Origin of the sequence: Lactobacillus sp. ESL0263 (assembly GCF_003692845.1) — a bacterium.
In the GTDB taxonomy this organism is placed as follows: Bacteria; Bacillota; Bacilli; order Lactobacillales; family Lactobacillaceae; genus Lactobacillus; species Lactobacillus apis.
The window spans coordinates 14,224-25,977 of the sequence record NZ_REHL01000003.1; the positions used below are offsets into that span (position 1 = coordinate 14,224).

12 protein-coding genes are annotated in these 11,754 nt (G+C 33.4%); 10 read left to right on the forward strand and 2 right to left on the reverse strand.

Features of this window, described 5'->3' with window-relative positions; all coding sequences use genetic code 11:
• Nucleotides 1-5 precede the first annotated feature (5 nt).
• The 4 genes from F5ESL0263_RS01510 to F5ESL0263_RS01525 all read left to right on the forward strand — a co-directional run bounded on the left by F5ESL0263_RS01510 (nt 6) and on the right by F5ESL0263_RS01525 (nt 4,554).
• Nucleotides 6-749 (forward strand): hypothetical protein, encoded by a 744-nt coding sequence (locus F5ESL0263_RS01510; protein WP_122034339.1) that lies wholly within the window; start codon nt 6-8, stop codon nt 747-749.
• A 29-nt stretch (nt 750-778) separates the two neighbouring features.
• On the forward strand, nt 779-1,936 hold the full coding sequence (locus F5ESL0263_RS01515) for a hypothetical protein (protein WP_122034341.1): 1,158 nt from the start codon (nt 779-781) through the stop codon (nt 1,934-1,936).
• 424 nt (nt 1,937-2,360) lie between these two features.
• On the forward strand, nt 2,361-3,605 hold the full coding sequence (locus tag F5ESL0263_RS01520) for an MrcB family domain-containing protein (protein ID WP_122034343.1): 1,245 nt from the start codon (nt 2,361-2,363) through the stop codon (nt 3,603-3,605).
• 208 nt (nt 3,606-3,813) lie between these two features.
• Complete coding sequence (locus F5ESL0263_RS01525; RefSeq protein WP_122034344.1) at nt 3,814-4,554, forward strand: BspA family leucine-rich repeat surface protein; 741 nt, start codon at nt 3,814-3,816, stop codon at nt 4,552-4,554.
• A 127-nt stretch (nt 4,555-4,681) separates the two neighbouring features.
• Here the strand turns inward: F5ESL0263_RS01525 and F5ESL0263_RS01530 are convergent, their stop codons facing one another.
• Nucleotides 4,682-5,446 (reverse strand): MerR family transcriptional regulator, encoded by a 765-nt coding sequence (locus F5ESL0263_RS01530; RefSeq protein ID WP_122034346.1) that lies wholly within the window; start codon nt 5,444-5,446, stop codon nt 4,682-4,684.
• 128 nt (nt 5,447-5,574) lie between these two features.
• Nucleotides 5,575-6,537 (reverse strand): D-2-hydroxyacid dehydrogenase, encoded by a 963-nt coding sequence (locus F5ESL0263_RS01535; protein ID WP_122034348.1) that lies wholly within the window; start codon nt 6,535-6,537, stop codon nt 5,575-5,577.
• 262 nt (nt 6,538-6,799) lie between these two features.
• On the opposite strand from F5ESL0263_RS01535, the gene F5ESL0263_RS01540 reads away from it, so the two are divergent.
• The 6 genes from F5ESL0263_RS01540 to lacB all read left to right on the forward strand — a co-directional run bounded on the left by F5ESL0263_RS01540 (nt 6,800) and on the right by lacB (nt 11,751).
• Nucleotides 6,800-7,630 carry a DUF6574 domain-containing protein gene (locus tag F5ESL0263_RS01540; RefSeq protein ID WP_046306085.1) on the forward strand — a complete coding sequence of 277 codons (831 nt, stop codon included), beginning with the start codon at nt 6,800-6,802 and terminating at the stop codon, nt 7,628-7,630.
• Between the two features lie 21 nt (nt 7,631-7,651).
• Complete coding sequence (locus F5ESL0263_RS01545) at nt 7,652-9,046, forward strand: zinc ribbon domain-containing protein (protein WP_158593011.1); 1,395 nt, start codon at nt 7,652-7,654, stop codon at nt 9,044-9,046.
• 374 nt (nt 9,047-9,420) lie between these two features.
• The gene (locus F5ESL0263_RS01555) at nt 9,421-9,747 is read left to right on the forward strand and encodes a hypothetical protein (protein ID WP_147441550.1); all 327 of its coding nucleotides are present in this window, start codon (nt 9,421-9,423) and stop codon (nt 9,745-9,747) included.
• 210 nt (nt 9,748-9,957) lie between these two features.
• Complete coding sequence (locus tag F5ESL0263_RS01560) at nt 9,958-10,713, forward strand: DeoR/GlpR family DNA-binding transcription regulator (RefSeq protein WP_122034356.1); 756 nt, start codon at nt 9,958-9,960, stop codon at nt 10,711-10,713.
• A 22-nt stretch (nt 10,714-10,735) separates the two neighbouring features.
• The gene (gene lacA / locus F5ESL0263_RS01565; RefSeq protein WP_122034358.1) at nt 10,736-11,164 is read left to right on the forward strand and encodes a galactose-6-phosphate isomerase subunit LacA; all 429 of its coding nucleotides are present in this window, start codon (nt 10,736-10,738) and stop codon (nt 11,162-11,164) included.
• Nucleotides 11,165-11,175: 11 nt separating this feature from the next.
• The gene (gene lacB / locus F5ESL0263_RS01570) at nt 11,176-11,751 is read left to right on the forward strand and encodes a galactose-6-phosphate isomerase subunit LacB (protein WP_122034360.1); all 576 of its coding nucleotides are present in this window, start codon (nt 11,176-11,178) and stop codon (nt 11,749-11,751) included.
• The last annotated feature ends 3 nt before the right edge of the window (nt 11,752-11,754 follow it).

An 11,754-nucleotide genomic window follows, 5' to 3' on the forward strand; every position in this document is an offset into this window, starting at 1 on the left:
AGCTAATGAGAAACATTAAAAAGCTAGTAATGTTAATAGTCGCATGTTCAGTGCTAACAGCACCTATGGTTACTACGGTACAAGTTGCTTCAGCTGATATTCTTTCTGAGAGAGCGCAGAAAGAATTTGATATGGGAAATAAAGCAGATACTGCGTCGTATAAGCTAGTTGGATATTCTGACGACTTAGATTACAGAATGTATCAAGGGAAAAAAGTGACCGCAAAACAAAAAAGAAAAACTGATAAACTCATGAAAGCATATTACAAAATAGTGGTTAAAACATATCCTAAAATGAATAAATTAGGAATTAACGCCTATGCTTTAATTAATGATGCGGTTAGTTGTATTCAACTTTGTAAGAAAAAGTGTACATGGTCTAAAGCTTCAAAGTACTTAAAAACTTTGAAAAAATATCAAAAGGAAATCAACAATGCTAGAAAGGCAGAACTTTCGAATGATTCGCCCAAGGTTAAACTTTTTGACGGCTTGGACTATCAATCTTCATTAACTAAACATCAACAAAAAATTGTTGAGAAGAAAAATCTGTACTTAAGAGAAGATGATTTAAAAAAGTTGGCAGACTTTGAGCACATCAAGATTCCAGCAGATGTTAAGGTGGCAGATATTGTAGTTTATACTAATGTAGATATGATGGGACCAAATTATGTTGAATTAGAATATAGACTTTCGAATGATCAAATAATCACTAAAGATACTGATGGACGTATGGAATTTAATAGGACGTAGAAAGCGTTTATCTATATGGGAGAACTAACATGAAAATTAATAAAAAATTGCTTCAAGTCCTGTTTGCATGCACAATTATAATAATGCCAGTGCTTACTTCCACAAAAACAACATCTGTCATATACGCTGCAGATGTTGTAATTGATCCAGTAGATAAGCCTCTGCAAAAAATGGATAAGTTGCGAAATGATCTTGATGACAATTGCCTTGGATTAAGTAGCTCTAAGGCAAGTACTAAAAAGAAACAAAAATATAATAAGCTATTGAAGTCATTCTATGATACAGCCGCTGAAGCGTGTGATATTTCTGATTTAAATTCACAGGTCAAAGCAGCTATAAATGATGGAATTAATCAATTATCAATTGAAAAAGATTCGCTTAAGAAAATTAAAGGTCTTAAAATTTCAGAATATCTCACTGCTCTTGAGAAATTAAAGCAGAGGATTGATATGGCACAAAAGGCGGTACGTGAAGATAATTCTAAGTATGTTACAGGAACTGAAAATTTTGTTTATGATAAAGAACGAGCTAAGAACATTAGTGATAAGAATTTATACTTACGTGTAAATGATTTAAAAAAATTGAATATTCCTGAAGACGTATATATAACAGAAGAAAGCTATAACTTTAATGAAGTGCATTATACTTTATCTAATCGGCAAAAAATAACAAAAAAAGCTGATGGAAGTTTAGATCTTACAACTGTTCATACCGAAACAGCTAAAGAATTAGAAAAGAAGGAATTAGATAACCAAATTAAGCAATACTACAATGCAACCGTAAAAAAAGGTAAGAAGTATTCTACTTATAATAAGAAATCGATTAATAAAGCCATTAAGCTCTATCAAGAGGCAGATGAGCATTTAGCAGGTTTCGATACAAAAACTACTGATGTAAAAAAATATCATAAGCTACTCAAAAACAAAATTAAGGAATTAAAAAATTATAAAGCTGACTCATGGCGAATGAGCAAAAAACGAATTAAAATTTCGCAAAAGACCTTGCGTGAGCTTGGTGTTCCCAAAAATGCCAAAATAAAAAGAAGTTATAATGTAGGGGAACTAGCCGGTCCGGTCGGTGGACCTAATTATGGTCATTGCACGTATTATGACTTTTATAAAGGTAAAAAATATGTTGCAACTGTCATGGTATTTGCTGATGGTCATAGTTTTTCTATGTTTCCTTAATAATGAAATAGAGTTAAAAGGACTCTGTATGAAGTGGAACCTAAATTAGAGTAGTGTATTAATTGCTAACTGAGGACTAACTCAAGATATTAAATCGGAGTTAGTCCTTTTAGTTTGCTTTTAATTCAATTCTTGAGTTTCGTGATTTAACTTATTTTGTGGGCTAAAATGTTCAGTAATGCTTATGAGAAAGTGTATTTGATAATTAACATAGCAACTTATAACTTATAGTAAGAAAGTCAAATTTAGAAAAGTATAAATGAAAAATCTACTCTGTAAAGTGCTAGGCTTGTGTGTCAACTTTATTATATAAATTCAGAAGTACTTACATGTAATATATCATCATACTCACAAACTAATGTATAATTAATTAGATTATGAATAAATCGCTAAAAAACTTATAATTTAGGGCTTGAGGTTTGGAATGAATTTACATGATGTCTTAAAAGAAATAATGACAAACTACATAAAAGAAAGCACGGAAAATCCTTTTAAAGGAAATAGTTTAGCAAAAAATATTAGGTCTAATTTTATAAATTGTTTTAATGAAAATCACTCAATAAGTGAGAACAAAGACTTTTTTATAAAGGGTTCAGCAGGTCAAAGTCAATGGGCAAAAATACCATGGTTGGGAATTTTTAATAAGAAAATTGCTAAAGGTCCGAAACAAGGTTTTTATCTTGTGTATTTGTTTTCGGAAGATATGGAAAAGGTATATTTATCTTTAAATCAAGGATATACATATTTTCAAACGGAATATAAAAAATATGCCTTGAGAAATATTCAAATGGTTTCTGCATACTTTCAAAAAGAACTTTTGAAAAACAAGAAATCCAAATTACTGGAAGATATAAATTTACGGAAGAATCATTCTAATCATACATTAGGAAAAGGCTATGAAAAGGGGAATATTTTTGCAATTGAGTACCAAGTGAGTAGTCTTCCTGATAATGAAGAGCTAGTGACAGATCTTTCGGAAATGATTAGCATTTATAAAAAGTTAAATGACATAATAGAAGATGGCATTAAGGATGATAGTGTTGTAAATGAAATTGTAGAAAATGTTTTAGAGAGCCGAAATACTTCTGTAGGAAGGCAAGAACAATACCCAGATAAGTACCTGACTAAAAACATTGATAATCTGGTTGACTCCGCTGAAAAAGAAATACAAAAAAATGGGGTAAGCTTAAAAAAAGTTGATATTGAAAAACTTAAGGCATCAACTACTAAAAAAGCTAAGAAGGATGTATCTCTTAAGCCTAAAAGAAAGAGAGACTATATAGCAGAAGCGGCTAGGAATAGTAAAATAGGCTCTTTAGGTGAGAAAATGGTTCTAGAAGACGAAAAAAGTCGGTTGAAGAAAAATAAAAATAAAGTAGTTCATGTTTCAGAGACTGATGACAGTAAAGGATATGATATTGAGTCAGTAGATAATAATGATAACCCTATTTATATTGAGGTTAAAGCTACAACTGGTCCGTGGGATACGCCTTTTTATATATCCCAAAATGAAATTGATGTTTCGAAAATGAAAGGAAAACAGTACGTTTTAAAAAGGCTTTACAATATAAAAAAATCAAAAGCTGATTTTTACGAAATTAGGGGCCCGCTGGAAGATAGTGAAAAAATTGACCTTGAGGTAGTAAATTATATTGCTAAATTAAAGTGAAATTTTTCTTTTTTATTATTTAAATATGGTTGTCATTAATCTTCAGCTTGGCTTAAATCTATATTTTTAATCTGTAAATTCTGTTAGTAAAAAATGTGCAGCAAAGTTAAAAAATCAATCTTTTATACTCTTTCTTATTGAATTTGATTGGATAGAAGATATACAATTAATGAGTATTAAATTAGTTTTATTTTAATGAGAGGCAAAAATGAAAAGTAATCACAACATTAAAAAAGTCACTAACAAGGTGTTGATTAGTTCTGCAATTGCAGGCATTTTAGGCGGGGCTGCAGTTACAATAATTCCTGACCAATCAGGTGCTGTTCAAAATGTTCAAGCTAAAAAGAAAGCCAAATCTAAGAAGTCTGCTAAAAAGCAAGTTACTAACCAAAGCACTGAAAATGTTAACAAGAAGATTAATATTAGTAAGTATTCTAAAGAAAATGACTGTGTTTTGAAATTTGATCCTAGTACCAAAACGCTACATATATCAGAAGGCGTAAACAGCAATAAATTAGGCAATACTCCGATTTATGATGTCGTTTATAACGCCAAGAAACATATTTCTAAGAAGAATATGTTTAAGCCTTCTGACATTGAACATATAAGTATTGATAGTAATATTGCTTTCCCAAGAGATAGTTCTAGTTTATTTGCAAAATTATATAATTTACAGGATATTACTGGTCTTGACAAAGTAGACACGGGTAAGGCTGAAGCCCTCAATAATATGTTTTCTAAAGATAGAAAATTAACTCAACTTGACTTAAGCAGTTGGGATACAAGCTCTTTTGAATGGTATGGAAAGAAAGAGATGTTTTCTGGTGATACATCTTTGAAAGAAATCAATGTCTCTGGTTGGGAAGTGAAGCTGTCTGATGATATCTTTGATGGCTTGGACACCACGAAAGTTAAAATTATTGGCTTTAAGTCTGATGATGAAGACTAGCCTATAGTTTGCTTGATTTAACCAACATTTAAATAAAATATTTGAACAAAAAACCTTTCAAAACAATTCTTAGTGAAGTTGTATTTGAAAGGTTTTTTAAAACTGTATTTATCAAGATTAAAGAAAATTATGCATAGTAATCAATAATTGCTTTCAACGTTTTCGCAGCTTCAGGATTACCAGTGCCTTCTTCATAATATTTACTAAAACGTTCGTCACATATGTACATCTTGGCGAGATTCTTATGTGCCTCTGCAGAATATTGGTTTTTTTGCCATAATGTTAGTAAATACTCTTTGTGTAAATCAAACAGATGTTTAGCAGCAGGTTGCTTGATATCAGTAGTATTAGCCAAATTTTTTAGTTCAGTCAAAATTTCAGTAGATAATTCTTTGAAATGTGAAAATTCATTTTCTGATAGAGAATTGAACTTTTGATTGCTGCGATCTATTTGGGCATCGCCATACTTTTCTCTAATTTCTGTACCGTATTGCTTTTCGTTATTCTTAATTACCTCTTTTTTTAGTGTGGCAAATTTTTCAGTGTCTGTCATTTGTGTTTCTCCTTTCATTGTTGCAAGTGTCTTGTCCAAATTCTTAATCAAATCATCTAGATATTGTTGCTCTGCAACTAATTTGCTACGCTGACTTCGTAAAACTTGATATTGAGTTTCTGGTGAAGTTTGCATAACTTTTTTAATTTGCTCTAGTGGCAGGTCAAATAGCTTTAAGAATAGTATTTTTTGAAGTTGATCAACTTCAGTTTCTTCATAGTAGCGATAATTATTTACGGGGTCTCTGCGCGCTTTTAAAAGTCCCTGTTTATCGTAGTACCGTAAAGTTCGAGTTGAAATGCCAGCTAGTTTTGCTAGTTCATTGATAGAATATGACATGGGTTAAAAATCTCCTCACTTGCAAAATCAAGTATATTAGTTGACGTAACGTCAAGGTCAAGCACGGAATTAATTTTTATCAACAAAAAAACAGTATTCTGATTAGAATACTGTTTTTGTTTTGGCGTCTAGTTTACTACATTTAGTCTTTCACCATTTAAAAAGGACTGAAGATTATCAACGACGATTCCTAAAAGACGATTGCGGGTCTCGCGAGGTGCCCATGCAATATGAGGTGTAATGTAGCAGTTTTTAGCAGAAAGAAGTGGACTGTCAGCTGGAATTGGTTCTTTTTGGACGACATCAACTCCGGCAGCAGCAATCTTGCCATCATTTAACGCATCTGCAACATCTTTTTCACTGATTAATCCGCCACGTGCTGTATTAATCAAGATAACGCCGTCTTTCATTTGACTAATTGCTTCTTGATTTATCATTTCTGTGGTTTCTGGAGTTTGTGGAACGTGTAGGCTAATAATGTCAGATTGTTGGTATAGCTCTTCCAGGCTGACTTGTTTTACATAATTAGGTAAATCTGTTTTAGGACGGTGATTATAAAAGATGATATTCATAGAAAAAGCATGACCAATTTCGGCTACTTTTTTGGCAATACTACCAAATCCAATTAAGCCAAGGGTCTTACCTTGCAATTCCATTAATGGTTTAGCCCAAAATGTGAAGTCAGGGTTGCTACTCCAGCGGCCATCATGCACAAGTTGATTGTGTAGTCCCACGTGGCTGGTAATTTCAAGTAGTAGGGCAAAAGTAAATTGAGCAACTGCATCAGTTCCGTATGTAGGAATATTGGTTACAGGGATGTTAGCTTTTGTTGCAGCTTCAGTGTCAATTACATTGTAGCCTGTTGCAGTTACACCAATATACTTGAGATTAGGAGCAGTAGAAATCACATGCTCGTCAAGGGGAGTTTTATTGGTCAAAACGATTTCGGCATCACCAATTCGCTTTAAAATTTCATTATCGTCATTTACTGGAGTTCGATCATAAAAGGTGCAGTCACCCAATTCTTTGAGAGGCGACCAGTCAAGATCACCAGGATTTAACGCATAGCTATCTAAGTTTACAATTTTCATTTCTCAAACCTCTTTAATTATCAATAATACATATTTTACTATAATCTGCTCAAGTAAAATTAATTTTGCAACTAAATTGACAGCGTTTTTAGATAATTTTACAATTGATTAGTATGACACTTTTATTGCTGTGCTTATATGTATCTTTTTACTTTAAAAAACTGTGGGAGAATTTTGGAGTATAAGATAGTTAACTAAAAACATGCAATTATTAAAGTGGCGAATAAGTATATGTTGTTACTGAATATAGAAGGAGTTAGTAATGAAAAAATGTCCTAAGTGTGGCGCTCTAATGGAAAAGAACGTCAACTTTTGTACGAAATGTGGTGCAGATTTGCGTAATGTTGATCTGGGGCAAGAAACTAAGCAAACCAACACTGAGCCTGCTAAAGTTGAAACCGCACCGGTAGAGGAAGTGCAGACACAAATCCCCTCTACTGGTCGTTTCCAGCATTACTGGCAATGGTTAGTGGAATCTTGGCAAAAACCGGCGCAAAATAATTTACCAACTGAAAGTTGGTATGGCTGGGTAACTATTTTAGTTGAAGATCTTCTTTTTATTTTAGGATTGTACTTTTTGGCTAAGGCACTTATTACTGGTGCAATTGGCCTTGCTAGCAGCTTTGGGGTTAGTACTCGGGGTTGGGGAAACTATGACCTTTCTTTTAATATCGTCTTCAGAGTATTTATTATTATTTTAGTTTTTGAAGCGATCATAATCTTAGCGCATTTTGCTGCATATAAATTTGTCTATAATGGTCATCCTAACCTTTTTGCTTTTGTAAATACCAGCACACATGCAAGTAATTTAAACTTGATTCTTACTGCAATCTTCTTTTTATTAATGCTCTTAGGTCTTAATAGTATTAGGTTCTCTTTGTTCCTAATTCTTTTAATGATAGTGATATTCTTTATTGGGCAAGAAGTAACTTTATTAGCACACGAGGGTGCAGTACGAGATAAAGTTTATGGAATGTTAATTGCTTTTGGTATCATTTTTGTTTGCACCATAATTGTTAATTCGATTATTTATAATTCGGTTCTGCGTGTGATTATTAACGAATTCATGTCCGGAATCAATGGCGCAATGTAGTTTATGGATGGTGTGAGAAAAATGAGTGAATCTGAATTTTGTCCCAACTGTGGCAAGTTAATTAAGCCTAATGATGAATTTTGTCCTAACTGTGGCGCTAGGATAGCTGCCAAAAAAAAGAGCAGACAGGAATATCGTGCTAAGGAAGGTACCCAAAAGAGCACAAGTGTACCTAAAAATGAGCTTGCGACAACAGTCAATCGTCAACCGATGAAAAAGAAGAATAAAATTATCTTTTCATGTCTTGGTATCTTAGTTGTAGCATTTATTGCCTTTTATGCTTGGGGCTCTAACCATTACCAACGTCAAAATCAAGTTGATCAAATTACAGCATATTTGAAAAATCCACATGAAAATATGGCGCAATATGTGACTGCAGATAATCCAGCAGTTCATGTGACAAACGCTGCCTTAAAACCAACTCAGAATTATTATTTTAGCCATAGTAGAGCCGCTGACCAGATGGGTGAGGCACTTAAATATAGTGATAACTATGATAATGTTTCGCTCGTACAGTCGGGACGCTATTTATTGTTTTTCCCTAAGTACACATTAAAGTTTGAAACTTTTTCGCCACAGATTAAAACCAACCACGCTAATTCGACTATTTATGTTAATGGTAAAAAGGTTGGTGGCGTTAATGGTAGTGGGGAAGAGTATTATAAAAAAACGGATCCACTTTTCCCAGGTAAGTATCATATAAGTGTTAAGTCAGTTGCTTCAGGACATAACTTAGCAGCTGAAAAGACAGCCAATATTTTTTCTAATGATGCCATTAACATGAACATTAAGACAGTTAACTTCATGATTAAAAGTGTTGCAGGTGCTGATATTTATATCAATGATAAAAAAGCTGGCACTGTTGGTAAAGATGGAACAAAGGACTTTAAGGACTATCCTGCTACTGATGATATGAAAATCTATGTGGTTATCAAAGTTGGTGGTCACGAAATCAAGTCAAAGGTGATTGACTACGATGAACTTGGCTTTGACGATGATGATGACAGTAGCAGTAATGTAATTAAGCCCGAATGGCCTGGCTTAATCAGCCAAGATGATGCGGAAAGTATGCTACAAAATGCATTTAATTCGCCAGATGAGGATGATTTTGTTGGTGGAGCAGAAAACAAGGGATATCAAGAACTTCATGGTCAAGTTGGTAACTTTAACGATGATGATGATATTATTGAATACGATATGGAATGTAATGTCGTTTCGGTATCACCTGCTCCAGGAAATTGCAGTAATGTGGTTTACAAAATAACTTATACTTTTGAGCATGATGATTATGAGCATAAGCAAGTAATGCTATATTCAGGTGCCGTCTTCCACCAAGATGGGGATGAGAGTGACTCACAAAAGATCAAGTCAATTGGTAACGGTAAGATTATTAGTGATAAGAAATATAATAACTAAGTACATATATTGACTATAAATTGAAAGAGTCCGGAAAGTTAGACAACTTTCTGGACTCTTTTTCTTATAAACTAAATTCTATCGTTGATTCTGATGGTTAACCAGTTTTCAAAATGTAGACACAAGTTTTTATCTGGACTATTAAAAAGAACATTTATTTTTCAATGCTGTGAGAGTTAATTTTAATACCATTTTTATAGACTCTTTTTTGTTTATTTTCGTCTTATTAACCATGTCTTCTGCAAGATCACTATCCAACATTTCAGAAATACTAAGGAAAAAATTCCTACATCGGTAAGCTAGCAGTAATACCTGCTTAAAAGGTGCTATACTAAAAGTATAAATAACTATAACTATATAGGCTAGGAGGTTATATGATGAGTTCATCAATGAAATCAAATCAGTCTTCTACTCAACTGTCAAAGAGTTATAAAGGTAAGCAGCTAGTTTGGAGCTCTATATACAGGTTCGCCTTGAAAAATGGTTTAAAAATAGATGTTAATAAACATCCAGAATTGAACAAGCTTGGTTATTGGGCTAAAACGGATGATCAAGCTAATTTACGTCTTTGGTCACAATTAAGCCGTCCAGTTTTGATTAAAGAATTTTGCGAAATAACGCAACTAACGCCAGAGGATTTTTATGTGAATTCGGCCGCTGAAGCAAAGCATAATTGGCCAATTTCACGGAGTTTTAATTAGTCGATGAAATCTTAAGCACACTTTCTTAATTGAAAAGTGTGCTTTTTATATACCTAAAAAACTGTTTTAATTTATAAAAGGTTAGTACAATAAAAGAAAAATTAACCAACTATCTTTGAACAATTTCAAACATTGACAAACAAAAAAGAACAATTATAATAATGCTTGACTAAGTTAGTTGCTTAATCTAATTCTAAAAGTAGGTAACCAATGTTAAAAAGTGAAAGAATAAAGACTATTTTGCAAATGGTCAATACTCAAAAGTTTGTAACAGTAGATGAACTAGCTCAAACCATGCAAGTTTCTGACATGACAATTAGGAGAGATCTTAATGAACTTCATAAAGCGAATAAGATATTACGTGTTCATGGCGGAGCACAATTGCTGTCTGATCAAAGTTTGATTGAAAAGAGTTATAAACAAAAACGTGAGATTCATAATAAAGAAAAGGATGAGGTTGCAAAGCGCGCTTGTAATCTGATCCATGAAAACGATTCTATTTTTGTTGGTCCAGGGACCACTTTGGAATTGATGGTAGCAAATCTTAAGGTAAAGAAATTAAGAATTATCACTAATTCGTTACCGGTTTTTGAAGCTGCAAAAAATAATATGAATGACTATGATTTAATCATGGTTGGTGGTGCCTACAGAAGAATTAGTGGTGCGTTTTTAGGAGCATTAGCTAACAATGAATTAAAAACCATGTCATTTTCGATTGGTTTTGTTGGGGTTAATGGTATTAAGGATTCTGCCATGACAACAGCTAACTTAGAAGAAGGTCAAACTGAAGGTATAGGACTAGATCATTCTCAACTAAAATTTGTTGTTGCAGATTACACTAAGCTAGATCATAGTGATTTTCATCAATTTTATGATCTACGTAACGTAGATGGTTTAATCACTAACCATGAAATTGCGCCTGAGTTGGAAAAACAGTACAGTCAATTTACGACTATTTATAAGTAGTTTATTGAGAGGAGATACAACTATGAAAGTTGTCATTGGTAGTGACGAAAATGGTTTTATCTTAAAAGAAAAGATAAAAGAGTATCTGGAAAAGCACGACTATGATGTTGTAGACGTCACGCCAGAACCTGCTGAAGACTTTATTGAGTCTAGTTTAAAAGTTACGCACGAAGTGCTAGACAATGGCATTAAGAAGGCTATTATGTTTGACGAATATGGTGTTGGCTCTGCCATGGCATCGAATAAAGTTAAAGGTATGGTTACAGCAAATGTGAACGAGGAAAGAACAGCTCATATGACCGCTATGCATAATGGCGCAAAGGCAATTGCACTTGGTAGTGGAATTGTAGGTGAAAAGCTGGCTTACTCGATTGTACAGCATTATTTAGATACAGAATATGCAGGCGGACGTCATCAAGTTCGTTTGGACATGCTTGAAGAAATGATTTAAGGAGACTGCAAATGTTAGAAAATGATAGACCACAGCCAGAGTTTGTTGATCCTAAGATTGATAAGCATACTGTAATTGCTTTGGGAAATGATCATATTGTAACTTCTATGAAAATGGCAATTTCTGATCATTTAAAAGATGAAGGTTATCAAGTTATTGATGAAGGTACTCACGATAACACAAGAACACATTATCCAATTTATGGAAAGCGTGTAGCTGAAGACGTTGCTGATGGAAGAGCAGATTTAGGTATTGTACTTTGTGGTACTGGTATTGGTATTTCAACTGCTGCAGATAAAAACGAAGGTGTTCGTGCAGCAATGGTTGGTGACGTTGCCCAGGCTGTATATGCGCGACGCGAATTGAATGCAAATGTATTGGGCTTTGGTGGTATTGTGCTTGGACGCGATTTTATTTTTGACATCGTAGATTCATTCTTAAATGCCAACTATGAGCCAAGTGAAGAAAATAAAAAGTTAATCGAAAAAATCAATGGTATTGCTGAGCCGAATTCTGAACAAAAAGATAATATTCACTTTTTTGATGAAGAGAATAAAAAGTGGGCAGAAGGTTATTACCACGACTAGTAA